Annotated in this window: 24 protein-coding genes; 3 read left to right on the top strand and 21 right to left on the bottom strand. The window is 43.4% G+C overall.

Going from position 1 to position 26,325, the window contains the following annotated elements; all coding sequences use genetic code 11:
- Nucleotides 1-37 precede the first annotated feature (37 nt).
- The 4 genes from ACN6NB_RS01675 to ACN6NB_RS01660 form a co-directional block, all read right to left on the bottom strand.
- A complete protein-coding gene (locus ACN6NB_RS01675) occupies nucleotides 38-1,045 on the bottom strand; it encodes a LacI family DNA-binding transcriptional regulator (protein WP_039176360.1) in 1,008 nt (335 codons plus the stop codon).
- Nucleotides 1,046-1,122: 77 nt separating this feature from the next.
- Nucleotides 1,123-2,070: a dihydrodipicolinate synthase family protein gene (locus tag ACN6NB_RS01670; protein WP_064498636.1), complete on the bottom strand. Its 948-nt coding sequence runs from the start codon at nucleotides 2,068-2,070 to the stop codon at nucleotides 1,123-1,125.
- A 344-nt stretch (nucleotides 2,071-2,414) separates the two neighbouring features.
- The gene (locus ACN6NB_RS01665) at nucleotides 2,415-2,972 is read right to left on the bottom strand and encodes a shikimate kinase (protein WP_003214270.1); all 558 of its coding nucleotides are present in this window, start codon (nucleotides 2,970-2,972) and stop codon (nucleotides 2,415-2,417) included.
- 85 nt (nucleotides 2,973-3,057) lie between these two features.
- Nucleotides 3,058-3,831, bottom strand: a complete 774-nt coding sequence (locus ACN6NB_RS01660; RefSeq protein ID WP_039176354.1) for an IclR family transcriptional regulator — start codon at nucleotides 3,829-3,831, stop codon at nucleotides 3,058-3,060.
- Nucleotides 3,832-3,979: 148 nt separating this feature from the next.
- Here ACN6NB_RS01660 and ACN6NB_RS01655 point away from each other — a divergent pair, with 148 nt between their 5' ends.
- The gene (locus tag ACN6NB_RS01655) at nucleotides 3,980-5,338 is read left to right on the top strand and encodes a hypothetical protein (protein ID WP_059374385.1); all 1,359 of its coding nucleotides are present in this window, start codon (nucleotides 3,980-3,982) and stop codon (nucleotides 5,336-5,338) included.
- Between the two features lie 44 nt (nucleotides 5,339-5,382).
- On the opposite strand, the gene ACN6NB_RS01650 is transcribed toward ACN6NB_RS01655, so the two are convergent.
- From ACN6NB_RS01650 to ACN6NB_RS01610, 9 genes are all read right to left on the bottom strand, one after another.
- Nucleotides 5,383-6,696: an MFS transporter gene (locus ACN6NB_RS01650; RefSeq protein WP_247544620.1), complete on the bottom strand. Its 1,314-nt coding sequence runs from the start codon at nucleotides 6,694-6,696 to the stop codon at nucleotides 5,383-5,385.
- A gap of 45 nt (nucleotides 6,697-6,741) precedes the next feature.
- Nucleotides 6,742-7,944 (bottom strand): CaiB/BaiF CoA transferase family protein, encoded by a 1,203-nt coding sequence (locus ACN6NB_RS01645; RefSeq protein ID WP_099662874.1) that lies wholly within the window; start codon nucleotides 7,942-7,944, stop codon nucleotides 6,742-6,744.
- Between the two features lie 124 nt (nucleotides 7,945-8,068).
- Complete coding sequence (locus tag ACN6NB_RS01640; RefSeq protein ID WP_039176346.1) at nucleotides 8,069-8,449, bottom strand: cupin domain-containing protein; 381 nt, start codon at nucleotides 8,447-8,449, stop codon at nucleotides 8,069-8,071.
- 23 nt (nucleotides 8,450-8,472) lie between these two features.
- A complete protein-coding gene (locus ACN6NB_RS01635; RefSeq protein ID WP_366204392.1) occupies nucleotides 8,473-10,233 on the bottom strand; it encodes a thiamine pyrophosphate-binding protein in 1,761 nt (586 codons plus the stop codon).
- A gap of 38 nt (nucleotides 10,234-10,271) precedes the next feature.
- Complete coding sequence (aroD, locus tag ACN6NB_RS01630; RefSeq protein ID WP_216431146.1) at nucleotides 10,272-10,988, bottom strand: type I 3-dehydroquinate dehydratase; 717 nt, start codon at nucleotides 10,986-10,988, stop codon at nucleotides 10,272-10,274.
- Nucleotides 10,989-11,054: 66 nt separating this feature from the next.
- Nucleotides 11,055-12,488 (bottom strand): aldehyde dehydrogenase family protein, encoded by a 1,434-nt coding sequence (locus ACN6NB_RS01625; RefSeq protein WP_474253201.1) that lies wholly within the window; start codon nucleotides 12,486-12,488, stop codon nucleotides 11,055-11,057.
- Nucleotides 12,485-13,342: a citryl-CoA lyase gene (locus ACN6NB_RS01620; RefSeq protein ID WP_474253200.1), complete on the bottom strand. Its 858-nt coding sequence runs from the start codon at nucleotides 13,340-13,342 to the stop codon at nucleotides 12,485-12,487. The genes ACN6NB_RS01625 and ACN6NB_RS01620 overlap by 4 nt, the downstream gene beginning before the upstream one ends.
- Before the next feature lie 519 nt (nucleotides 13,343-13,861).
- Nucleotides 13,862-14,683, bottom strand: coding sequence for an ammonia-dependent NAD(+) synthetase (nadE, locus tag ACN6NB_RS01615; RefSeq protein ID WP_474253199.1), 822 nt, complete (start codon nucleotides 14,681-14,683; stop codon nucleotides 13,862-13,864).
- A 197-nt stretch (nucleotides 14,684-14,880) separates the two neighbouring features.
- Nucleotides 14,881-15,477 (bottom strand): DUF1989 domain-containing protein, encoded by a 597-nt coding sequence (locus tag ACN6NB_RS01610; protein WP_047202087.1) that lies wholly within the window; start codon nucleotides 15,475-15,477, stop codon nucleotides 14,881-14,883.
- 112 nt (nucleotides 15,478-15,589) lie between these two features.
- Here ACN6NB_RS01610 and ACN6NB_RS01605 point away from each other — a divergent pair, with 112 nt between their 5' ends.
- Nucleotides 15,590-16,906 carry an amino acid permease gene (locus tag ACN6NB_RS01605; protein ID WP_039176332.1) on the top strand — a complete coding sequence of 439 codons (1,317 nt, stop codon included), beginning with the start codon at nucleotides 15,590-15,592 and terminating at the stop codon, nucleotides 16,904-16,906.
- On the opposite strand, the gene ACN6NB_RS01600 is transcribed toward ACN6NB_RS01605, so the two are convergent.
- The 7 genes from ACN6NB_RS01600 to ACN6NB_RS01570 form a co-directional block, all read right to left on the bottom strand.
- Complete coding sequence (locus ACN6NB_RS01600; protein WP_474253198.1) at nucleotides 16,901-17,659, bottom strand: YqcI/YcgG family protein; 759 nt, start codon at nucleotides 17,657-17,659, stop codon at nucleotides 16,901-16,903. The genes ACN6NB_RS01605 and ACN6NB_RS01600 overlap by 6 nt on opposite strands.
- 191 nt (nucleotides 17,660-17,850) lie before the next feature.
- Complete coding sequence (locus tag ACN6NB_RS01595; RefSeq protein WP_039176326.1) at nucleotides 17,851-18,234, bottom strand: UPF0715 family protein; 384 nt, start codon at nucleotides 18,232-18,234, stop codon at nucleotides 17,851-17,853.
- A 103-nt stretch (nucleotides 18,235-18,337) separates the two neighbouring features.
- Entirely contained in the window at nucleotides 18,338-18,967 is a 630-nt protein-coding gene (locus ACN6NB_RS01590) for a LysE family translocator (protein WP_099662870.1), read from the bottom strand.
- Nucleotides 18,968-19,082: 115 nt separating this feature from the next.
- Nucleotides 19,083-20,267, bottom strand: a complete 1,185-nt coding sequence (locus ACN6NB_RS01585; protein ID WP_247544622.1) for an MFS transporter — start codon at nucleotides 20,265-20,267, stop codon at nucleotides 19,083-19,085.
- A gap of 54 nt (nucleotides 20,268-20,321) precedes the next feature.
- The gene (locus tag ACN6NB_RS01580; protein ID WP_144491703.1) at nucleotides 20,322-21,368 is read right to left on the bottom strand and encodes a Gfo/Idh/MocA family protein; all 1,047 of its coding nucleotides are present in this window, start codon (nucleotides 21,366-21,368) and stop codon (nucleotides 20,322-20,324) included.
- The gene (locus ACN6NB_RS01575; RefSeq protein ID WP_144491702.1) at nucleotides 21,365-22,231 is read right to left on the bottom strand and encodes an HAD-IIB family hydrolase; all 867 of its coding nucleotides are present in this window, start codon (nucleotides 22,229-22,231) and stop codon (nucleotides 21,365-21,367) included. Before ACN6NB_RS01575 ends, ACN6NB_RS01580 begins: the two co-directional genes overlap by 4 nt.
- Nucleotides 22,206-23,531: a DegT/DnrJ/EryC1/StrS family aminotransferase gene (locus tag ACN6NB_RS01570; protein WP_394722373.1), complete on the bottom strand. Its 1,326-nt coding sequence runs from the start codon at nucleotides 23,529-23,531 to the stop codon at nucleotides 22,206-22,208. Before ACN6NB_RS01570 ends, ACN6NB_RS01575 begins: the two co-directional genes overlap by 26 nt.
- A gap of 109 nt (nucleotides 23,532-23,640) precedes the next feature.
- Between ACN6NB_RS01570 and ACN6NB_RS01565 the strand changes: the two genes are divergently transcribed.
- Nucleotides 23,641-24,630: a LacI family DNA-binding transcriptional regulator gene (locus ACN6NB_RS01565; protein WP_330545851.1), complete on the top strand. Its 990-nt coding sequence runs from the start codon at nucleotides 23,641-23,643 to the stop codon at nucleotides 24,628-24,630.
- Nucleotides 24,631-24,672: 42 nt separating this feature from the next.
- Here ACN6NB_RS01565 and ACN6NB_RS01560 read toward each other — a convergent pair whose 3' ends face one another.
- Nucleotides 24,673-26,295 carry an L-lactate permease gene (locus tag ACN6NB_RS01560; RefSeq protein ID WP_474253197.1) on the bottom strand — a complete coding sequence of 541 codons (1,623 nt, stop codon included), beginning with the start codon at nucleotides 26,293-26,295 and terminating at the stop codon, nucleotides 24,673-24,675.
- Nucleotides 26,296-26,325: the final 30 nt, after the last annotated feature.

Below are 26,325 nucleotides of genomic sequence, written 5' to 3'. Positions count from 1 at the left end.
GAAATTCTGTAGCGTTCATACGAGTTTTCAGCATCTATCAATTCTTTTTTGGCGTTCCAGTGGTGCCACGATCTATATAATACATAGGGAAGATATGCTCCATCGCTTCTAACTGTTCTCCTTCCAATAACTGTGTTAGTAAAGAAACAGCTTTTCTTCCCATTCCAACTAAATCAACATGAACAGAAGATAAAGAAGGGGTTAGAAAACTTGCAATAGGCACATCATCAGCACCAACGACAGACAAATCATGAGGTATTGACACATTTGCGTTATCTGCCGCTTTCATGACCCCCATCGCCAAAAAATCTGAAGAGCAAACAACTCCAGTCATGTGCTGGTTTCCTTGAAGAAATTGAGAAACCACTTCTACTACTTTTCCCCCATCAAATTCATCTAACTCAAACACAAGCTCTTTGTTCATTGTTAATCCTAAACTTTTCAGTGTACGCTCGTACCCCTTGTAATACCTCACACTATGCATCGAACTCATTGGACCATTCACCAGCCCAATGGTTCGATGACCTTTATCAAATAAGGCCGTTACAGATTGACAAACACCTTCTTCATCATCTGGCCTGACACATGGAAATGGAGAATCCTCTAAGTAACTTCCGACAACGATAATGGGAATAGCCAAACTTTTTAACCAATCCATGCTCAATTCTTCATTTCTTGGAGAAAATAAAATGGCACCATCTACAGCCTGCGTCTCAAGTAATCGCTGCTGTTGTACAGATGTAAATGACATCAGCATATTGAATTCGGTCTCATCTAATTCCTTCGCTATTCCATCTAAAATCGTTGAAAAGAATGGATTATTCAAAATATATGAACCGCGAGGAACCACTACAGCGATATTCCCAGTCTTTCTTTTAACGAGCCCTCTCGCTCCTAAATTAGGACGGTAGCCTAACTCATCAATCACTTGTTTGATTCTTTCAGCCGTTTGAGCACCTACTCCTGGTTTACCACTTAATACTCGGGAAACAGAGGCTATAGATACTCCTGCTTTCAATGCGACATCTTTAATACTTACTGACACATTTCATACCTCCGGGAGTCTGTTGTTTTATACTCTATTATAACCTGACTCACCTTCATCATGAAATCAATGGTCTGTTATCTACTGACGTTTTCCTTAAGCAAACCAACACTTTGAAGGCCCTGACGAATCTCTTCTTTTTCCTTTTGAGTTAAAGGTAATACCGGCTTCCTCGCAAGCGAACTGCTGATCAAACCTCTCTGGAACATCGCTTCCTTCATTCGCAGATGAGAGGTAGAGGAAGGTTCATCCATTTTATACACAGCATGCTTTAATTCAAAGATTCTATCGTACACTTTATTAGCCGCTGCAAGGTCTTGTTCTTTCACACATTTGACAAGTTCAGCGATCAAATCCGGCACAAAACAGCCGAAACCGACAAGCGCCCCATCAATCCCTTGAACTAATGTTGGCAATAAATATTCATCGTGACATGTGAGCAACGATACATCTGGTGCATGCTTTTTTAGTGCGCGCACATCGACTTCATATTGTGCCATGTCTCTTTGACCGATTTTAAATGAGACAACGTTTGGAATCTCGGACATTTCTAATAATTGACTGGTTGTATAAGAGGTTTTTGTCCATGTTGGATATTGATGGACGATGATTGAAATGTCAATTGCTTCTGCAACATCTTTAAAGAATTGGACAGGTGATTCAGGCTGCATACCGAATCTCAGCCATGAATGCGGCGGCATGAGAAGAATACCTTCTCCGCCAGCTTCTTGAACTGCTTTTGCATGTTGGATCGCTTCAATTGTCCCTTCAGCTGAAACCCCTGAAATGACAGGTACCTCTCCCTTTAATTCGTCGGCTGCAATGCGCACAGCCTCAGCTCGTTCATGTGGCAGCAAAGTCATAATCTCGCCAGTATGTCCATTGACAACAATCCCGTTAATCCCTTCGTGCTCCGCCACCCAGCGAACAAGCTTACGAAAAGCAGGTTCATCAATTGAATAGTCATCTTTAAAAGGAATTAAGACTGCCGGGAATACACCGCTCCATTTTTCTTTATTTTTCATCAACAAATTCCTCCCCATTCGATTATAGTAAACGTTTACGGTAAGCGTTTACGTAAACAATCATAGAATGTCATCAACAAAGATGTCAACACTGTTTTTTCAATATTATAATAATTCAAAAAACTATTATAGAATTTTAGATACTATTTTATTTTTTCAAAAAAGAAAAAGATCTATATCAAAAACCTCATCATCATGAACTGATTGAAGTAGGATCACCGCTTTTTCCGAACGGCCATACACCAAATAAAGGATAAAAATATTTTGATTGTCAAAACATCATCATATGTACAAAGAGGAAAGGAATCAATAGAAAAAAGTCTACCCTAAACGGTAGACTTTTTTTATTTCGAATATAAATCCCAGCCAAGCTTGAGTGTATCCACAATATAATTGGCGACTTCCTCAGCCTCTAAATGATCTGTTTCCACTCTGGAGTTATGAAGAGAATAAATTTCCCGGCGTTCTTCAAACAGCTCTTTCATCTCATCAAGCGTCCGGTTGTGAAGAACAGGGCGATTTTCGATTAAAATATCCAGCCGCTGCTTCCAATTCTCCCAAGACAGGTCTAGGAAAAGAACGGTACAATGCTTCAAGCAGGCGCGTTTGATTTCTTCCTGTTTGAATGCACCGCCTCCAAGGGAAACGATCTTGAGCTGTGTATGTTCACATAAATCGACGATATAATCCTTTTCAGCCTGCCTGAAGAATGCTTCTCCTTTTTGCTGAAACATCTCTGGAATCGTCATGTTGTACTTTTTCTCAATCTCCTGATCGACATCAATAAAATCTCTATATAGCTTTTTGGCAACCAGCTGCCCAATGGTTGTTTTTCCAACACCCATAAAGCCAATGAGGACAATATTCCGCTGTCTTACAGGAATTTCTCTATTGATTTTCATGGTCGTGACACGTCCTCCCTACGACAAGGAATGCTACATAATGTTTCTATTATATGATAAATGGAGCGCGAAAAGATAGACCATCTTAAAAATTGTGTTTAACGACGTAGCCGAGCTGTTCAGAGAGCCTCTGTGCTTGTTCTTTCACTTTTTGCTGCAACTGGGGAATGACTTCTTCAGTAAACCGATGGGTTGGACCAGATATGGATAAACAAGCTTTCACTTCCCCATGAATATTAAAGATTGGTGCCGCTACTGCCGCAGATCCTACCTCTCGTTCATCGATACTGCAAGAAGTATACGTGTCAAGAATATGTTTACGTTCCTTTTTCCAGTCGTCTCCCATCACATGATCAGCCTCAGCCGCAAATACTTTTTGTTGAAATTCTTCACTTTGAAATGCCAATAATACCTTTCCGCCTGCACCTGCGTATAATGGCAGCTTCTCACCAATCTTGACAAGATGCCGAATCGATTGCAGCCCTTCCGCTTGTTCAATACAAACCCTGCTTGTTGAATCGAGTACATACAGGTTGACGGTTTCCTTTGTTTCATCACGAAGTGCGTACATGAGTGGTTTAGCCAGTTCTCTCAATTGAATGGACTTCCCTGCAATGTACCCGAGGAGATAAAGCCTTTGACCCAATCGGTATTTCATTGTTTCTTGATTCTTTTCCACAAAATGATTCATTTCAAGTGCCTTGAGCAGTCTCGTTGTCGTAGACATTGCTAAATTCATCTCTTTTGAAATATCCGTTAGCGTCAGCTCTTGACGTTCTTCACTAAAACAAGAAAGAATATCCAAAGCGCGCTGAACCGTACGCAGTCCTGATTCTTCTTTTGACTTCTTATCAGCCATGTTCACTTTCTCCTTTTCCCCTTTGATTTCTTATCGACATAAACGATCGATTTTGCTATAATCCATTTTAAATGTTCCACTAAAAGAAAACAAATTCTACTAGACGGAATAAAATCAATTGAAGATGTTTCATGGAGGAGATATTTGAATGTACCTGGTCGTTTTTACACTTCTGATTAGCTTATATATTGTTCATCAACTATTTCCTGCTCCCATACTCTCCTACTTTGTTGGTCTGCTGGCCGCTATCTCGCTCACCATTTCTTTTAAGAAAGCCAGTGGGCTTTATTTGAAAACAGGTGCTGTGTTTCTCATCATTGGTTTGTTCTTATTCTTCTTATCCGGCCAGCCATTGCATACGTTTGTTCTTCACTTTCATTCCATGCTAGGCTTGCTTTCTCTATTTTTCATGCTGCCTTTTATTCATTCTCTCATACATGTTGGACATTTCGATACACAATTAAATAAACTGCTCACACTACATACAACGAGTCCAAACCAGCTTTATCGCAAGAGTTCATTTGTCACTCATATTCTTGGCATGTTTTTAAATATCGCGACGATCCCCTTACTATATACATCACTCAAACCGTCGCTGGAATCCCTAAAAAAACAGGTGCAGCAACATCTTTATACACGCAACCTCTTAAGGTCATATGCATTATGTTTAAGCTGGAGTCCTGTTGAAGTGCTAGTCAGCGTCACCATTGATGCAACCAAACTAAAATATTATCAAATTGCACCCATTACTTTTGGTTTAATGATCGTGGTGCTGGCGGCAGATTGGATGCTTTTTTCTCGGCAAAGCAAACGATTACCAAACATCATTCAGTCAGCACAAACAAACTCCAATCCTCATCGAATTAAGCGAAAAACCCTTCAGCTCGCTTTCATGCTGCTTAGTTTTATGACAGCCGTCTCACTTGTCGATGCATGGATTGGAAAAGGCTATCTATTTGCTGTTGTGCTGACAATTATTCCATTTGCTCTATTATTCTCATCTGTTATCAAAAAAAGAAAACAATATATAGCGGTCTCTGTGCCTCATTGGAAAGAAAGAACCAATCAGCTCTCCAACTATATGTGTCTATTTTTAAGTGCCGGCTTCTTTGTCGATATGCTGCTTGCCACAAACAGTATGCAGCCGATTCAAGCATTTATTGTCAGTATAGCAGACCATGCCATTTGGGTTTATTGTGTCATCGGGTTGTATTTTCTGATCACCGCTCTTTGCGGTTTTCACCCGCTCGTCTCGCTTGCTTTATTAGTCAGCATGATGACACCTGTCATTCATGAACTGCCTGCTCTTCCCATCGCTATCATGCTGATCGTTGCTGGCACATCAACTGTTATGTTTAGCCCTTTTAATGTTTCTGTCTCCTTATTGGCAGATTTGATGAAGGTCAACCCTTACCGTATCACTCGGTGGAATATTTGGTTTGCTGGCTTTTATATCAGCATGGGTATCGCATGTGCAACAGTTATCACCGTTATTTTTTATTCATAAAAAAAGAGAACTCGTCTTGATATGAGTTCTCTTTTGCTTTCCCACTACGGTTTCAATTGAATACGTTCAATTTTACCTACGATGAAAATGTACGACAATGCCCCGCCTAATGCGACTAAACTGACGAATAAAATTCCCCCGTTGTAAGAGCCTGTCGCCGACACGATGAATCCGATAATCAGCGGAGTGATGATCCCAGCTAAATTAGCAAAAAAGTTAAATACGCCGCCAGCAAGCCCAACCATTTCCCTCGGTGCCACCTCGGACAGCATCGTCCAAGAGATATTAGACAGTCCTTGCGCAAATGAAGCGATGGATAAAATGGTCAGCACAAGCGGGATATTCGTTGTAAAGTTTGCTAAAACAATGGTACTCGTCATCAGCAAGCCAACCACTACCGGCAGCTTTCTCGCTACATTCACTGATACGCCCTTTCTAAGCAGCCAATCAGACACATAACCTCCAAACAAGACCCCAAAAAATGCAGCAATATAAGGAAGAGAAGCAGCAAAACCTACCTTGAGAAACGCCATGTTTTTCGCCTCTGCTAAATAGGTCGGAAACCATGTTAAAAAGAAAAAAAGTGTAGACGCAACAGAGAATTGGCCAATATAGAGCCCGATCAATTTACGATATTTTAGGAGGGCGGCAAAGTCTGCCCATTTCAGCTTCTCCTGTGATGCGACGGTCAGCCCTTCGCCTTGCCGGATTAATTCTAACTCATCTTCATTTATCTTCGGATGCTCTTTCGGTTCGTGATAATACTTGTACCAAAAGAAAGCAAATATGATACCGAGCGCACCTGCCGTAATAAAGACGGTTCTCCAATCGAAAGTCGTCATGATCCAAAAAAGAAGAGGTGTCGCAAATGCAAGACCCACATACTCTCCAGCTGTGTATACTCCTGTTGCAAAAGCCCGTTCCCGCCTTGGAAACCATGTAGTGACAATACGATTATTTGCAGGAAATGCGGGAGATTCTGTAATTCCAATAAACAAACGGCAGCCGAATAAAAAGGCAAAGCTATTCGCAAACGCTTGTAAGCCTGTAAAAATAGACCAAGTAACGAGTGATATCCCATACGTTACCTTTGAGCCAAATTTATCGAGAATAAAACCGCCTGGAATTTGCATCGCTGTATATGTCCAGCTAAATGCCGAAAAAATCAGACCTAATAAAGCAGGATTTAATTGCAATGAAGATTGAATAGCAGGCGCAACAATGGACACACTGGCTCGATCAATATAATTAATAGCGGTAATAAAAAACAACAGAATCAATATGCCAAAACGGGCTTTCGTTGGTTTCACATATGCGGGCTGCAATTCATTCCCCTTCAATTCTGAATGCACTTTCATAACCATCCTCCTTTGTTTCCGCAGCGTGCGGTTCGGTTGAACGTCTTAAATAACCCCTTTTTCTTCTAACTGCTTACACTCTTCTTTTGTTAGGCCAAGCATATTTGTTAAAATCTCATAATTATGTTCGCCTAAATCAGGTGCAATGTGACGGATACTTCCAGGTGTTTTTTCAAACTTCGGAATGATCCCAGGCACCTTCACTTTTCCAAGTCGAGGGTGATGCACTTCGACGATATTCTCTCTTGCTTTAAATTGTGGATGTTCAAAAATATCCCGAATACTTAGGATCGGGCTCACAGGGACACCGTGAGTATCTAGAATTTCTAATACGTCATCCCTTGTTTTCGACGCGATCCATTGCGAAACAATTGCATCCATTTCTTTGTTATGCTTCAGCCTGGATGCATTAACCGCGAATTTTTCATTCTCTAATAAATCTAATCGATTCATCGCCTCAGCCAATCGATTGAAGGTCGAATCTGTACTTGTCACAAGAACCAAATAATGCCCATCCTTTGTCTCATAGGTACCAGCAGGGCTTGAATGACCGCTTAGCCCCGGTGAACGCTCACGCACCTTCCCAAGCTTGTCATATTCTGCAACCAAAAACTCTAACATACGAAACACAGATTCATAGAGGGCCAAATCCACCATTTGCCCCGTTCCTTCTGGATGTGTATCCCTGTAATACATCGCTGTCACAGTAGCAAATGCCACATAGATGCCAGCAATATAATCAGTTAGAGAAAATGAAGGGCTGACTGGATGCCGGTCTGGAAACCCTTGAATATATGTAAAGCCACTAAACGCCGTCGCTGGCGTTCCAAATCCGGCCTTGTCCTTAAACGGGCCCGTTTGACCATAACCCGATACACGAATCATAATTAAACGAGGGTTGATTTCTTTTAACACATCGTACCCAACGCCCCATTTTTCGAGTGTTCCAGGACGGAAATTTTCGATCAGTACATCGACCTGAGCTGCAAGCTTTTTAAAAATGTCTTTTGCTTCGTCTTTGTGCAGATCCAGTGTAAGGGATTTCTTATTCCGTGAGAGACCTGACCATCTAAGTGGTTCCCCATCTGCAAAAGGGCCGACATGCCGCAGCGTATCGCCTTTACCAGGAATCTCGACTTTGATGACTTCTGCTCCAAAATCCCCTAGAAGCACCGCGCCATAGGGTGCAGCGATCATTGTAGAGACGTCTAATATTTTTATTCCTTCGAGCGGTGTATTCATATTCATTGCTTGACTCCCTTTCATTCAAGTGATGAAGGGCTAAAATCATTTCTAATTTAGCCCTTTTCATCTTTCTGATTGACCCGTAAGGCCCTGATGATTCAAAAGCAGGGCTCACCGGTGCAGGTTTTTAATCCTTCGGAAGCTGCCCTTGCGGCGTGTAGAGCCAAATGAGCCATAAAGGTTCATCGCCTGTATTCACATGCTGGTGCGGGACACCGTCAGGAATGAACATAAAATCATTTTGTTTAAAGGGCTGCCTTTCTCCATCACAAATGACTTCGCCGGACCCTTTAATCACAAAATCAAATTCCTCTGAACCCGGGTGATTGTGCACTGAACTTGCTTCCCCTGGTTCAAAAATGGTGAGACCCGCCATCATATGTTCTGATCCAACGGTATCTGGTGTAATCGTTTGAAATACCTTTCGAATCATTTGCTCCTCTGGACGATCTAAGCCTAACCATAATGGGTTCCCATCTTGAAACGGATTCAATACTTTAATTTTCATTGTTGATTCCTCCCTAGTAATGTTTAGTTCACACTGACATGTGAGCGTTTTGTATTTGGTGAATAAATGTCATTAATATTCCAATGTCCATCCGTAGGAACAGGATCATTTTTCATCGCTACATCAATGACGCAAGGCTCTTGAGAGGCAATGGCTTCAGCCAAGGCTTCTTTGAATTCAGACGCAGAAGTGATTTTAATCCCCTTCATTCCATAACCTCTCGCAATGGCAGCAAAATCCGGAGAATAGCTTTCTCCACCTTTTCTAAAAACAGTGCCGTACGTCGTTTCATAGTGCGCCATTTGCAAGCCGGCTATTGTGCCAAACGCACTGTTATTCATCACAATCCACACAACAGGAATGTTTTCTTCAACGGCTGTTGCGAGAACGGATGGATTTTGACCGAATCCACCGTCTCCAACTAGTGACACAACGACACGGTCAGGCTGGGCAATCTTTGCTCCAAGTGCAGCAGGGGCTCCAAATCCCATTGTTGCAAAACCGCCTGGGGTTAAAATAGTGCCTGGAGTCAATACAGGAAATTGCTGTCCTACCCCATTTTTATTCCAGCCAACATCGGTTGTAATGAAAGCATCTGACGGTAATACTTCCCGCACTTCCTGCAAAATACGCTGCGGTTTCATTGGGAAAGACTCGTCTTGAATATTCGTCAAATTGCTCTTTTGAAATTCCTCACGATATGCCGCAATGTCCTTTTTCAGTTCAAGGCGATCGATACCTTCTGGCAGCCTTTCTTTCGCCACGCGATTGAGTACGGTCAGTGCCTGCTTGAGATCGGCTACCGCTCCAATTTCAACAGGGTAGTTCCGGCCAATTTCATTCGGATCAATGTCAATATGAATGAGCTTGGTTGATTGGAAATTGAACGTATACTCCGATTCCCACGAGCTCGCATCAGCTTCAGCAAAACGGGTCCCTAAAGCCAATATATAGTCCGCCTCTTTACACTGATCATTAATAAATTTTGTCCCCCAAAACCCCGTCATTCCAAGGGTCATTGGGTGATCATCCGGCATGGCTCCTTTCCCCATCAAAGAATGAGCAACAGGGATACTTAGATGGTCAGAAAATGCCTTTAATTCTTCAGCTGCATCAGCTAACAAAATGCCTCCCCCTACATATAAGAGCGGCCTTTCTGCCTGCAGCAATCGGTCTAATATCCGATTGGCCGTTTGATCATCAATAGAAGGTTTTTCAATGGTGTGTGTATGATGGTTCATTTGTTCAAACAGGGACACATCTAGGTCTTTTGAGAACACGTCCATCGGAACAGAAATAAGCACCGGGCCAGGTCGGCCGCTTTCAGCTAACTGAAATGCTTTTGATAAAATCTCTGGAAATAATTCTGGAATATCGACTCGCCATGCTCTTTTCACAAACGGCCGGTAAATTTCGTATTGAGAGGCATCGGAATGAAGATTGATCTCTTGGTGTGGGTGCTTTCCGTAGTAATGACTTGGAACATCTCCTGCAATGACAACCATCGGAATGGAATCAAGTGCTGCATTCGCCACACCTGTTGCCGCATTGGTGAGTCCAGGACCTAGGTGACTGAGAACAACAGCCGTCTGTTTCTTTGCTCGCGCATAACCATCTGCTGCATGTGCTGCTATCTGTTCATGCCTGACATTTACAAATTGAATCGAGCTTTTTTCAAGCGCTGATAAAAAAGCAATATTCGTATGACCACAGAGACCGAAAATATGCTCGACTCCCCGATTTTCTAAGTACTGAATAACCTGTGTAGAAATATTCTTCTTCATGTTTCTCTCCTCTCACGTTGCAGCTATGAATCTGCTACTCACTTATTCTTTGAAAACACAATAGATAGAACATTGCTCAAATCCTGTATCGCGACTTGCCCGGGAGCTGAGCTTTCTTTCCCTACAGCAAAGGTCATGACAGATCCAAAAAGTCCGCCAACCATTCTTGTAAAAGCCCCGTATTCCCCCATTGCCATCGAAATCACGGGAATTGACAGCTGCTTTTTCGCATAGCTGGTCGCTGAGAGCAGTGTTAATGCATCGTCATAGGAATGCGGCATCACTGCGATCTTTGCGATGTCGGCGCCGACTGATTCTGCATTGACGAGTAGCTGCACGAGACGATCTATCTCAGGGGTGCGATAGAAATCGTGATACGACACAATCAAGGTGACGCCATTTCTTTTAGCTGCCTGACTGACTTGCTGTATATGTGCCACATCCTGCATCAATTCATAATCAACGGCATCCACAAGCTGTGTGGAACAAAGCTCGGCAAGCAAAGAAACTTTCTCAGTTTCGGAGAGTGATATACTTTCACCGCCTTCCTTTTCAGAGCGAATGGTGAATAAAAATGGGATGCCTTTTGCCTTTTCTACCATTCCCTTAAGGGTTTCTATCACTTGTTCCTTGTCATGAAGGTGATGAAAAAAATCTGCCCGCCACTCGATCACATCAGGCTTCTTCTCTGTTAACACCTCGACCTCATGAAACAATTCTTCCTTTGTTTGTCCGATGAGCGGCGTACAAATCATTGGCGGACCGCCTGTCTGCACACTTTTTACTTTTTGCTGAAATGCATTCACATCCCTACGCCCCTTTCATAGACCATTTGGGAGCACGACCATTTTGGTTTCGGTCATCTCCTCGATGGCGAAACGCGGACCCTCTCTTCCAAGACCACTTCGCTTAATCCCGCCATAAGGCCAATGATCCAGTCTAAAATTCGATGTCCCATTGATGACAACACCGCCAGTTTCAAGCTCTTTTGCTGCGTGTAATGCCACATCCAGCTGATTCGTAAAGATCCCTGCCTGCAACCCATATCGACTATCATTTGCTTCTTTGATTGCCTCCTCCAGCTCCTCATAAGGGAGAACGCTGACAACTGGGCCGAACACTTCCTCACAGACAACCTTGGCCTGTTTCGGAGGGTTTAACAAAATAGCTGGCGTGATGCTCGCTCCTTTTCTTTTTCCCCCATATAAAAGCTCAGCACCCATGCTCACTGCCTCTTGTATCCAGGCCTCAACACGCTGCGCGGCCTGGACATCAACCATACAGCCGATATCACTCTCACTAGACAGCGGATCTCCAACGACAAGCTGCTCTACTTTTTGTTTTAATACCTCAGTAAACGTCGGCATGATTTCCTGGTGGACATAAATTCTTTGAACAGAAATACAGCTTTGACCGGAATTACTAAAGCCTGTTTTTGCACAAAGGGATGCGGCTTGTTCAATATCTGCATCGTGATGAACAATCGTCGCGCCATTCCCTCCAAGTTCGAGCAGTACCTTTTTTAATCCCGCAGAGGTTGTAATATGTTCGCCTCCGGCAGCCCCGCCGGTAAAAGAGATGAGATTCGTTCTTTCATCAGTGACTAACTGTTTCCCAGCCTCGACCCCGCCAATCACAAGCTGCAAACCAGCCTCAGGAAACCCTGCTTCGAGAAGAAGTTTGACAAACGCTGTGGCAACAGCTGATGTTTGCGGTGCGGGCTTCAAAATAATGACATTCCCTCCCGCAAAGGCTGGACCGACTTTGTGACAAATTAAGTTGAGCGGTGCATTAAAAGGAGTAATCGCCAGCACAACTCCGACTGGTACTTTAAATGTCATGGCCATTGCTCCCTGTCCACGCGATGATACATTGCCAGGAATGGTCTCACCTATTAATCGATTCGCTTCTTCCGCCGACTGCGCCAGCGTCTCGATTGATCGCGAAACTTCATCTCTTGTATTTTTAAGTGGTTTGCCTAGTTCCAGCGAAATCAGTTTTGCAAAATGGTCTTTTTGTTCTTCAAGTAAGATGGCTGCTTTTGTTAGAAGCTTTGAGCGTTCGATTGCCGATATTCCCGCTATTTGTTTTTTAGCATGCTGCGCACTAGAAAGTGCCTGTTCTATGTCTTCTGATGAGGCGAGATAGGATGTACCGATTATTTCTCCTGAGTAAGGATTGATGATATCAGTTTTGACACGATCGGTATCCAGCCACTCGCCGTTTATATATGACAACGCTTTGAAACCACTCAAATTTTTTCTCCCTCCTTCAAGTACCGCGTTCCATGCCCTGCATAACGAACCAATCTTTCTTCATTCGGACAAGGTCCCTTCACGAGGGCTCCCTTTGTCAGCTCCTCATATGCATGCGCCACGATGCCCATTCCTCTGGATAAGGAAAAAATGCCTTTTGCTGCTTCTGCCGGAATGTTTAATTCACATTGGATGGCAGCAGATACACCATCTATATTCATTGTGATTTTCTTCCCTTTCAGCTGTTCAAGCTCATGTCTAATCGCTTCGGCTAATCGTAAATATGTCCCGCTGATAACACCTTGCTGGACATATGTGTGACTCAGCTCATATAGACGTCTCACCCTCGGATCATCATCATGAAGCTGATGTCCGATTCCCGGGATTTTTTCCTTGCGAGTTAACCATGTTTGGCACACTTGCTTTGCCGCAGACTGTACATCCTTTTGATCATCGTAGATCGCTTTGGCTTCGTATAACATACGCATGGCCTTCTCTCCGGCTCCGCCATGAATGTCACCTAATAGATTCACCCCTGTTGCAACAGAGGAATTAAACGAAATGCCGCAAGTCACCGCCATTCTGGCTGCTGCAATAGATGGCGCCCTTGGTCCATGGTCCGCACCTGCGACAAGAACACTTTCAAAAAGAGCTGCTTTTGAATCATCCAATAATTCACCAACAAGCAGTAAATAGAGCATTTGTGGATACGACAATTCACCAATCAGTTCTTCAATCGGATATCCTCGAAGTTCAATTGAATTTTTTTGAATATGACTAATCTCAGTCTCCCACCAAGCGCCTCCCTCTTTGTAAATTTCCAGTGCACTTCGATTTTTCATTGTGTCCATCATTCCTTTAGCTTCTTATTTGGAGGTGAATCACCCCCTTATTCCATTCAGTGGAATCTAATTTCACTTTTCGGAATGTGGTTTCATTGTAAGCGCATTCTTTTTCTTCGTCAATCATTTTTTCTGAAAATACTGTCAATAGAAACGAAATTAAGTGAATCGAACTAATTATGCATGCTTTTTTTGATCAAAAAAACCGATATTTAGTGAAATGGACTTAAGTATATCGTTCTACTAATTTAATGAAATTTTGGTTATTTTGTCAAACCCACTTGAAATTCGACATAAAAAAACCTCTCCATCTGGAGAGGTCTCTGATTATTGACAAAGGGCTAAAATGATCTTTATTTTAGCCCTTTGTCTTCTTTTCAGCGTGATAGAAAACCTTTGCAGCCCTAGGAAGGACGAGTACCGGCGCGGAGCGAATGTGACATTCGTGAGTACCGGCGCGCAGACCTGACACCGAATGCGAGGGTTTGCCTACACGCTGAAACCTCTCCATCTTCTGGAGAGGTCTCTTTTTTATTTCCACCAATCATCAAACATGGAAGCGGGTACTTGGCGTTTATGCTCTGATTGAACATAGCGCTTTTCAATCGCTTCTGCTGCTTGATCTGACACTGGTTTGCCTTCTAAGTAATCATCAATTTCATTGTACGTAATGCCGAGTTCTGTTTCATCCGTTTGCTGAGGTTTGTCGTCCAGCAGATCGGCTGTTGGTTTCTTTAAAAACAGGCGTTCCGGTGCTTCTAGCGCTTCGAGTAGCGCCCTGCCTTGGCGTTTTGTCAAGCCTGTGAGCGGAAGAACATCTGCACCGCCATCACCATACTTCGTGAAGAAGCCGGTTACTGCTTCAGCTGCATGATCTGTACCGATGACAAGCAATCCTTCCTCACCGCCGACAGCATATTGCGCGATCATTCTCATACGTGCTTTGACATTCCCTTTATTAAAGTCAGACAATGGGCCGCCTGTTTCTTTTTGATATTGATCACTGAATGCTGATACGGCAGGTGCAATATCATATTTCCACGACTTGTCTGGCTGAATAAATGATAGAGCAAGCTGTGCATCATCTTCATCCTGCTGCACACCATGCGGAAGGCGTACCGCAATAAAGACTGCATCCTCTTTTCCTTCTTGACGAAGCTCACTGACAGCAAGCTGTGCAAGACGTCCGGCAAGCGTTGAATCCTGCCCGCCGCTAATGCCGAGTACAAATCCTTTTGCCCCGGTTTTTTTCAAGTATTCCTTTAGAAATCCAACCCGTTTTTCGATCTCCTGCTTTGGGTCAATTGAGGGCTGCACATGCAACTCTTGGCTGATCTTTTTCTGCAAACTCATACACTTTTCCTCCTAAGCATCCTCTACATGAAGAGAACAGGTTTTACACACAATTCATTGATTTAACAACGTTTTTTGAATCTCCATTATACCATGTTTTCATCAAGAACATTTTGTTAGACGTTCCCCTATTTCTTAGATATCAAACATTCACAAGTGAAAAAGACCATGTCTTTATGGACTGGTCCTTTTCTTTTTTAATCGATTTCTACCCGTATAGATGTACAGCTTGATCCATTACACTTCCCAATATCAGCAGGGCAAGCGGACACGGCCACAATGAGATCCATTTCAGCCCTCAGGCGAATGTAGTCACCTGGCAGCGATTTTGGCAGCTCGACAGACAGCTTTCCTTTTTCATCAATGACTGTATTCATAAAGGCATTAAAAGGATAATACATATCCTCCTTTGGAATTCCAAAGGGCTCAAAGGCAGTCCGCAAATTGTCGTAGCATGTATGCATGACCTCCAAGTGCGTCCGGCCGTATAAAAGCTGATACATTTCTTGCCGGCAGGCGGGCATGTATAAATCATGGCATTCTACTGTATCTTCAATGATCGTAAACATCGGTTTATATAAATTAGAATAGAGCTTATCGCCTTTTTTCACTTTGGATGAAAATAGGCTATCCATTGTGGCACCTTGGTCAAATTTTTCATAAAAATCCTTTTCATGATAGGCCATCACATCTGCTACTTGCTGGCCTTCGACATCGACCACTCGCATACATTGGCCTTTTCCTAAACGAAAGCCGAGTCTACCCTTCGGTAAAATGACGTATTCTCCGTTCATCACATGCACTCCTTTCCATGACAGTATGCCCAAAATGTCCCCTTGATCATGTATAAAAAAAAGACGTGGTCACAAGCTAATGTCATTGAAATAGAAAGGTGTTGCACTTGCATTGAAAGAAGAACAATCTTTATCTTGGTGGCAGCTTTCTCTCATCGGAGTCGGCTGTACAATTGGCACTGGGTTCTTCCTTGGCTCCAGCATCGCCATTACAAAATCCGGTTATTCCGTCTGCATCTCCTTTTTGCTTGCTGCGGTCGGAACGTATCTCGTCTTTAAACATTTGGCTGCGATGACAGCCGATAATCCTGATAAAGGGTCGTTTTGTTCTTATGCTCGTAAAGCATACGGACGCTGGGCAGGATTTAGTAATGGCTGGGTGTATTGGTTTGCAGAAATGCTGATTACAGGAAGTCAGTTAACCGCCATTTCTCTATTTACCCGTCACTGGTTTCCTTCTGTTCCGCTTTGGGTGTTTTCTGCAATTTATTCCGCTCTTGCTCTGCTCGTCATTATTATAGGGCTTTCTTCTTTTCAAAAGACAGAAAATGTTCTTGCGGTACTGAAAACAGCGGCGATTTTTCTGTTTATGATTCTTGCGGTGCTTGTATTATTCGGCATTTTGACAGAACATAAACCGACCCTTCATCTGCCTAATAAGGATCACGAATGGATGCCTCTTGGTCCGCTTGGTCTTTGGAATGGTTTGATTTATGCGTTTTATGCTTTTGGGGGGATTGAAGTCATGGGGCTGATGGCGGTTCATTTAAAGGACCCGAAGGATGCGGCAAAGGCTGGGCGTGTCATGCTGATCATTCTAGCAGTCATCTATATCGTCTCAATCGGACTTGCTCTCTTGCTTGTCCCAGTGACAGCCTTTAATGAGAACAGCAGTCCATTTATTACTTCATTAGAGCCGTTTCATTTATCGATCTTTCTTCATATCTTTAATGGCATTTTTATCATTGCCGGTTTTTCGACATTGGTTGCCTCTCTCTATGCAGTCACAACGCTGCTCGGCACAATGTCAGAGCATCAGGATGCACCTGCTTGCTTTAAACAAAAAGATCCATCGCATGTCAGATGGTCTTCGATTATCTTAACTGCTGCTGGATTAATTGTCTCGATTTTGCTTGCACTCTTTTTGTCCAAACACATCTACGAGCATCTCACAACAGCAGCCGGTCTTACTTTGCTGTATACATGGATCTTTATTCTGTTCTCAAGTAAAAAGCTATCCAAGCCATCCACTCGCCAAACGTGTGAAATGATTCTTGCGCTGCTCTTAATTGGAGCCGCCGTTTCAGGCACATTAACAGAGGCAAGCGGACGACCTGGCTTTTTTATCAGCCTTGGGATCATTGCAGTGATTGCCGTCATGGTGCTATTTATGAGGAAAAAGTGGAAACAGGATCAGACCGCATCATAATTTCATCATGTTTTTTAATGCAGTAAATGGACATTTGGCGGAGGCTGGTTTCTCCGCCTCTTCATCTGGGAGAAAGTACTGCTTCCATTCATGATTGGTCGGATCCCCGTACCATTTTAATGATGGATGAACACTGACCTCATCATATGCTTTGAGCCGCTTGCGAACGAGCTGGCTCATTTTTTGTCCAAACTTGGTCGATCCATTCAATTTCTCAAACACCCATCTAGGCTGAAATGCCATCATGACATAAGGGAAGTGGCGGCTTTTTCTGAGCTTGTGAGCAGGTGTGGAACACAAAATAAAATAAGCTTCACCATGGAAGCAATACTCCCACTCATGATGATGAGTATCTAGCGGAATCTCCTCAGGCCATGGTTCTTCATCTTTATGATGCAGCCGTTGAAGCAGCGACCAAAAATGCTGCTCGAACTCTTCAAGCGAACTTTCCTTTAAATCCTGCGGTGTTTCGAAAAAGCAGATAAATGAAGCATATTGACCGGTTTCTTTCGCACAGCCTTGATATTCTCTAAGCAGCTGGGCTAAATCATCCACCGCTTCCTCTTCCCTCGGGTCACCAACAAACCCATAGCGTAAATGATCGAGAAAAAATCCCTGTCTTCCGGGTACACAAGGGAATGTATCTGCTTCATCTCCGACCATCTCGCCAAATTGTTTGAAAGCATCCTGCTTCCATTCTTCTAGTGATCGTAGATTTTGATCAAGGCAACTTTTTGCATACAGCTGGGCCATTTCCTTCCACCTCGTTTTAGCGTCTTCTCCACAGCCTATGAGGTGGAAATGGCTGTGGTGACTGTCCTCCCACGACTTTCCTTGCGCATGACAAGATGGGTATTTCCATTCAAATGGAGCAGGTATTTGTTTCTCTTATTCTATTATGCAGATCAGCCTAGCGTAAGTTAATAGAGCGCCTTTCGTCATTTCTACGATTGGCTCTTCATCAAAAAGACGGAATCCAGCACCCAATAAATAAGGGCTGCGCAGAAGCTAAACAAATAAACTTTATAGCTGATGAACACAACAAGTCCATAATCAATCCATAAAGCCAAAGCCGAGCAAACCACCCAGGCCGCAATAAAATAAATCAATAAGTCACGGCTTCGAAACCTTTTAGGATGCCGGTGTAAAACAAGCTGAATTGGTACAGCAAAAATGACATAAGCAAGCAAAATGAACAGACTGGTCATCTCCACATAACTGAAGCCCGCTTCAGATGGCATAAATAAAAACGTATAAATGAATGTTGCTGTGATGACTGATAAAATCAACATACACAAATAATTAAATACTGGCAGAAACATACGCATAGCAGAAGCTCCTTCAATCCATTTTCTATTCCACATTATTCAAGAATGTGTTATGTCTGTCAATCCTTACAAAAAAACAGACTGAATGTGTCAGTCTGTTTTTCTACCCAATCAACGCCATAATCCCTTGATACCCAAAATAGACGCCAAAACCAAGTAAAGATAGACCTGCAAGAACGGATAAGCCATGTAACACACGTTCACTTAAATAACGCCTAAACGAACTAGCTAGCAGTGCCATGCTGAAATCCCAGATCAGCATGCCGATAAAAATAGCCATACTATACATGAGCATTTGGGAAGCTCCATACTTTTCGATCGTATTGGCTAAAATGCTGCCATAGATGCCAAGCCAAAACAAAATACTGAGCGGATTAGATAGAGAAATGAAAAATCCGGTCATGAACGAATGGCCAATTGATGTGTTACCGCTGTCCTTTTTCGGACTCTCCTGCAAATTGATTTTACGCAGACTTTCAATGCCGGTATAGGTCAGAACGAAAAAGCCGAACAGCCACAAAAAGGTTTTTACAAGAGGTGCAGTCAAAAGCTGGGCGACACCAAAATAGATGAGAAGCATATAGACAATATCCGCAGCCATAGCCCCCACACCAAAAATCCACGCATGCCAAAATCCACTTTTAATCCCTCTGTCGATTTGGGCTGCATTGACTGGCCCAACAGGCGCTGAAAGTGACAACCCTAAAAAGATATAACCAAAAAATACCGCCACATAGACGTCCTCCTTTTGATGCTGACTTGTACATGTTATTCAAACTTTCTGCGTTTTAGTACAAGTCCTTTGACATCATTTCAGGGGGACCTTGGGGAGCGGCTTGATCATGTGCTTAGCCTTTCAGTTCCGTCTGCTGCGGGTGTACTGTTTCTTTTTTCTTAGAACGATTCATTTGAATCGCAGCTACAAACAAAAGAACAGCTAAGAAAGCAAATACAAAGACGGCACTTGCCGCTCCTGCCCATTCCAGACTAAATCCAATCAAAAAGGACAAGCAGGCTCCGCCTAAGCTCGCGGCTGCAATAAAATAACTCGTCGCCTCATCGATGGCATTTTCAATCATTAGCGCTGATGCTGTCAGTGCGATTGGGAACATGCCAGCTGCGCAAAGGCCGATGAAAAAGATGAGAATCAGCTGCGCAGTAATGTGGGTTGTCAGAGCGAATATCACAAGCAGCAAAATCATCAGTGATGCGCTTAGCTTTAAAAAACGCAGCGGGTGCAGCTGATCAGCTTTTCTCGCAATCACAGTCCTGCCAATGACGATCGCTGTCCAGAAAGTAGAGACCGCAAAGAGGCCCCAATTTTCTCCCCCCTTTTCCAGCATGATCGACGGCAAAAAGTTCGCAAAGTTCGTTTCAATCCCTGCGTAGAAAAAGGCAAAACAAATCATAATGACCACGATCATTCGATTATTTCGATCAAGAAGCAAGGACGGTTTCCTCATCCCTCCTGTGGAAGGAGCATCCATCTGTCCATGAGGCAGTTTGTTCATAAAAACAAGCCAGAGCATGAGGAAAAATGTCAGCGCACCCACCTGAAATAAAAACACATACTGCCATGTCTGATCTGTGACAGTCAGCAAAATCACTAGCGGAAATAACAGTGCACCTAATCCAAAAAAGACCTCCATGATACTGATTCGCTTTGCACTATTAGCCATTGAAATGACATACGCACCGGCTGTTGTCTCAAGACTGCCTGCGCCACTCCCAAGAAAAAAACCTGCCAGCACAAGCGTCGTCCAGCCCGGCACCAACAGCCCCAGCAGAAGTGAGCCAATCATCAGCAAAAGACCCATCGTCAGCACAGCGCCATAGCCTCTTTTTCTCACTAGAATGGGGGATAGCAGAACACCTGTCAAAAAACCAATAAACTGAAAAAAAATTAAAGATGATAATTCCCCAGGACCCTTATCATAACTCGACAGCAAATAAGGCGTTAAGCTGCCAAAGAACACATGAATGGTCCCAATAAAAAAATAAAAGACACAGCCAAAATAAAATACCTTTTTCATCTTTTCACTTCCTCTAAAAAGGAGCGGAGTCATGACATCCTCCGCTCCACCTCTTTAATATGCCTGAGCAGAGACAACTGCCTCTTCCCTCTCAAAGCATGTATTGAGCGCAGCCTGCGCGCGATAACCATCTTCAAAATCAGCGACATTCATATGAGTTGGGTATGGATCAGTATTCACCCAATGCATCAGCTGATCGCGGAATGTATCGGACCATCCGTAAAATTCATTCGGCGGATCTGTCAGCAAGGTTTGCGGCATTTGATGACGCTCCACACACAATCCATCACTGATCTCATATTCGTTTTTCATGTTCGTATGGTATTTGAATACCTTGTCATGACCAACGACTTCTACACTAAATCCACATTCCTCAGGCTGCGTACTTTTGGATGTCACCAAATGAAAGAACACTTGATTCTCCATCTGCCCGAAAATTTCGGTATGATCATCCACCTGTACCTTTTTCTCTTCTTTTTCCTTTACACGTGTCAGCATCTTGGTGTTAAGTGATTCTTTCTTCATTTCACTGCCAAATAAGTACCACAGCATATCAATCAAATGAATGCCAAGATCTCCTAGCGCACCGCTCGTACGCAGACTTTCGCCGCTGTCTCTCCATGAAAATGTCTTTCTTCTGAGGGCACTGTTTTTCTTAAAATGAGTTCTGACGGTCAAAATACGGCCTAATTCTCCGTTGGCAATCAAGTTCTTCAATATATTCACAAAGGATAAATAACGATAGTTAAAGCCCATACTGGCTTGAACTTGGAACTGTTTGGCTGTCTCTACCATTTCCTTCGCTTCCTTCAGCGACACAGCCATCGGTTTTTCACATAAAATCGGCTGTCCTGCTCTTAGCGACTGAAGGGCATGGTCCTTATGACAAAAATTAGGGGAAGCAATGATCAACCCATCAGATGCATCTGCAAGTGTCTCGATACTTGAATACACACGTCCGCCGTACTGTTTAATGAATCCCTGTGCGACCGACTCATGCAAATCATAGACACCGGATAATTCTGCACCTTTGATCGTTGATAATGCTCTTGCATGTGCTTTTGCAATATTCCCTGCTCCAACAATTCCAATTTTCTTCATGAATGTGCCTCCTCATGTTTATACATCACTGTTTTCAGAGTTTCATAGATTCCTTTTGCATACCCATGATGACAAATTTGGTGATGGTGCCGTTTGGCTTCGCCTGTCGCATTTTGGACAAGGAAACCGTGCGTGACGGATTGAAGCATCCGCAAATCGTTCCCACTATCACCAAACGCAAAGCCTTGATCTTTCGATAGATCATATTGGTTCAGCATAAAGCGGACAATTTCATCCTTCCCTGTTCCTACTGGTAAAAAATCGACATCATAGCAATCCGCAGGATCTCCTGCAAGCGGGTTGCATTTGTTGATGTTGACCGCCACACCCCGCTCTTTAGCCAGTGTTTGGATAAATGATAGATGATGAAGATCCGTCCGTTCATCCTGCTCTTGATAATAGAAATTCTTTTTATACCCTGAGCTGCCCAGCTGCGTTTGCGGTCTAAGGGAAATGCCCTTTTCTCGGACTGTTTCCAGGATGTCTTCGATTTTTTCATCTGAAAAGCCCTGTGCATCCAGCCGCTTCATCCACTCTGCATCTGGCTGTCCAAAATGAGCATCCGACGTATATACAATCTCAGTCCCTAAGTTCGACGCAATGAAATGCGGGAATTGATGAAACCCGCCTTTTTCCATTTTGCTCGTGACAGAATCGAGGCTGCTTCCCGTCACCCAGCCCAGCAAAAGCTGTCCCGCTTCACTCTTTTCTGCTACAAAGGCTTCCAGCCGCTTGACATCCTCTCTCTGCTCCTCTGTCATTTCGTGAGAATAATACGTTTCATCAAAATCACAGAAGACGATCCACTGCGGATTCTTCGGCTGATTAAGCAGTTTTTTATTGAATGGAAGACTTGATAACATGATGAACCCCCTCGATGACCTTCTCCTGATCTTGCAGCGGCATTCCTGGGTAAAGCGGCAAGTGAAGTAATTGCTGCGCTGCCTTTTCCGTGTGCGGTAGTGTTGTTTGTCTATACTTTTGAGAAACAAGATTTGTTTGATGCTGATGCGATAGGATCGGGTAATAGACATCCGTCTCTATGCCCATTTCCAGCAATTTCGCTGCAAGTTCATCTCGGTCTCCCTTCAGTACTCTAATCGGGAATAGATGCCATACATGGTCATCCGTCAGCTTCGGAAGCTTCATGTATCCTTCATCCTCAAGCGTTTGCAGCTGGTCAATATATCGCTTGGCTAAGTAAAAACGTTTAAAGTTTTGCAGTCCTAAATACTTCATTCGTTCGAGTCCGATCGCTGCCTGCAAATTATCAATTTTGGAATTAAAGCCGTAGTCACTGCGTTTGACATTTTTCTTTCCAGATTCAAAGCCGTGATAGCTGATCTCCATGCATTTTTCCGCTAAGGCCTCATCGTTTGTAGCGATGGCGCCTGCCTTTCCGCAGACCCCAAGGTTTTTGTATGGATTAAAGCTGAGAACAAGTCCATCTCCATAAGCACCAAGGCCACTGCTGCCAATCGCTTGACAGCCATCTTCAATGATTTTCAAACCATGCTGTTTCGCAATCGCCGAAATAGCCTTCATATCCGCTTGCTTTCCATATAAATGAACCGGTAGAATGCATACCGTTTTATCTGTGATATGCTTCTCTATTTCACTCGCTGCGAGGCAGTAGGTTTCTGGATCGATATCGGCATATACCGGAACAGCCCCAATGGCAAGCACTGCATTTTCTGTTGCAGCAAAGCTGTTGGCTGGCAAAATCACCTCGTCTCCCGGATGGACGCCTGCCGATATGAGACTGATCATCAAGGCATCTGTTCCACTTGACGTGGCTATGACATATTTTTTCCCTAAGTACTCAGCAATCGCCTTTTCAAAGGTCGGAATATATGGCCCTGAAGTAAAACGGCCAGAGCTCAATACTTCCTTCAACACCAGCATAATATCATCGATTTCATCCTCTGAAATCAGTTTATCAACCGGCAGAAACGGTATCTTTTTTTCCTTATTTTGTTTATAATGGAAGAGAATTTTTTCCAAACCTGTGCGTTCTATATCTTGCTCAAGGAACGTCACCAGCTTTTCATTTGCTAGATGCTTTTCAACTGAATCGGCTTTTACTTGAACACCTTGATTGATCATATCCAGCAAAGGAAGATAATCCTTGCTTTTACCTGATATCTTCGTCAATATTTGCATTCCATTCCCTCCAATTAATCAATTCCTTTTGTTAATATTTAACTTGTTTCACATTGTAAATGATGTTATCGATTTCAGAACAATAACTTTGTGTAAAGGATTTGTTAATATGTGTACAATTTATGAAATTGCCAAACGCTGCGGGGTTTCAACCACCACCGTTTCCAGAGTGCTAAACCATCACCCATATGTGTCAGAAGAAAAGCGGCAGCTCATCTTACAGGTGATGAAAGAAATGGAATATACACCGAGTTCAGCAGCCCGCACACTAAGGTCACATCAGACAAAAACCATTGCTGTGTCTGTCCCAGCTGTGGACCATCCTTTTTTTGCACAATTGATTAAAGGCATTTCAAAAGAAGCCCTTGATCAAGGATATAAAGCCATCGTGCTTCAGACGTTTTATCAAGAAGCATTAGAGCTTGAAGGACTTCAACTATTAAAAAGAAGAGAAGTAGATGGGGTTATATTGGGGGCGTTAGAAAATACGTGGGAGAAAATTGAGCCATTTTTAACGAACGGCCCCATTGTCATGGCAAATGAATATCATCAAACAGCAAACATCCCGATTATTGGATACGATGAACGGGAAGCCGCCTATAAAGCGGTGGACTACTTGATTCGGTCGGGGCGAAAATCGATTGGGTTTTGCTTCGATACAGAAAGCAGTGAAGCGCAGAAACAAAGAAAACAGGGCTATCTTGATGCACTCTCTGCTCACGGTTTGCCGCTGCAAGATGATTGGCTGTTTGGAGAGGCTTTTACCATTGAAGACGGCTTTCGCTTAATGGAGGTCATCCATCACATGACGGATGCGCCTGATGCCATTTTCACCGGCAATGATCAAGTTGCAGCAGGGCTCATTAAACAGGCCATTTCATATGGCTATCAAATCCCCGAGGATCTAGCGGTCATCGGCTATGACAACCAAGACATATGCGAAGTGACAGCTCCAACGATCACCACGATTGACATACCGATCGTAGAGCTTGGCCAGCGGTCAGTACAGCAAATGATCGCGCTTCTGCAAGACCAAAAACCATTACAGCGCGAACATATCCAGCTGCCTACCCGGCTCGTGACAAGAGAATCTACATAAAAAAAGACTGGGAGAGATCCCAGTCTTTTTTAATCTATCAACCTATAAAAATTGAGCAAGAATGAATGTCCATATACATACAATGCCGAGCAGAATGAAGCTGTACTTCACGGTCTTTTTGAAGAGCTCAGATTCTTTCCCTGTTTCTCCAACAGCTGCTGTAGCGATAGCGATAGATTGTGGAGAAATTAATTTCGCCATCACACCACCGGTCGTGTTCGCCCCAATTAACAAACCTGCCTGTGAGCCGATTTGAGAAGCAGTGACCGCTTGAAGGTTACCGAATAAGGCGTTGTTACTCACGACAGACCCCGTAATAAACACACCGATCCAGCCCAGCACCGGGCTGACAAGCGGGAACAAATCGCCTGTTTTGGCAAGAGCAAGTCCAATCGCAGAACTTAGTCCAGCAAAGTTCGCCAGGTTGGCAAAGCCCATCACAAAACAAATGGTAAGAACGGGGAGCCAAAGCTCTTTCACCGCTGCTTTTAAGCAGGCAGCGCCTTCTGTTAATGTAATATGTCTGCTAAACAGCCCTGTCAGCATCACCGCAATCAGAATGGCAGTACCCGTTGCACTGATGACATCAATTTTAAAGATCGCATCAATAGGTGTTTCCGTTTGTGCAATTGGTGGTAATTTCACAATTTGCTGATGTAAAAATGGCATTTTCACTAAAATGGTCGTCCAGTTAAGCGGTCCTCCTACAGCAAACAATGCTTTAAATGCTGGCAGGCTCCATATCGTAATAACAGCAGTTAAAATATAGAACGGAGACCATGCTTTCAGTATTTCAACGCCGCGATACGTTTGTTTCTGTTCAATATCTGGCGATCCTTCTTCTCGATAAATGTGTTTTGGCTGCCATTTCCGAAGAAATAAAGCCAAAATTCCCATACTTGCTAAGGCAGAAATAATATTGGCAAGCTCAGGACCCATCGTCACCATTGTAACAGCTTGCAAAATGGTATAGGTTCCACTCACAACAAGCAAGGCTGGCAGAGTTTCTTTGATTCCTTTGAATCCATCTACAATCAGAATGAGTAGGAACGGAATACAGAATGAAATAAACGGAATCGTATATACAAGGGTTTGAGATAACGCAAGCGGCGTCATATTGCCCATTTGCGCCCCTGTAATCACTGGGATTCCTACAGCACCAAATGCACCAGATGCAGCATTGGCAATTAAGCAGAGCATCGCAGCTTTCAGCGGTTTAAACCCAAGCTCTGTTAAGAGAGCGGCACTGATCGCAATCGGTACACCAAACCCAGCAGCACCTTCTAAAAATGCGTTAAAGCTAAAACCTATTAATAAGAGCTGAAGACGTTGATCTTGAGAGATTCCTGCAATACTAGAACGAATGACATCGAACTTACCAGATTTCACGGCAATTTTATAGAGCCATACCGCCATGATCACGATATATCCAATCGGCCACAGCCCATTAGATATACCGAGCAGCACAGCAGATAATGCCTTTTCAACTGGCATATGGAAGAAGAAAACAGCTGTTACAAAACTGACGATTAAGGTAAAACAAGCGGCTAAAACACCTTTTAACTTAAAAACGGTTAATGCAAGTAGGAAAAACAAGATTGGGAGCATTGCCACCAATGCACTGACGAATTCATTACCAAACGGATCATATATTTGCTGCCACATAGTGATTCATCCTTTTCTGCTCAGATAGGT

The organism is Bacillus sp. 11B20 (genome assembly GCF_056098985.1).
Note: the sequence above shows the minus strand (reverse complement) of the source record. Positions and strands in the feature narration are given on the sequence as shown.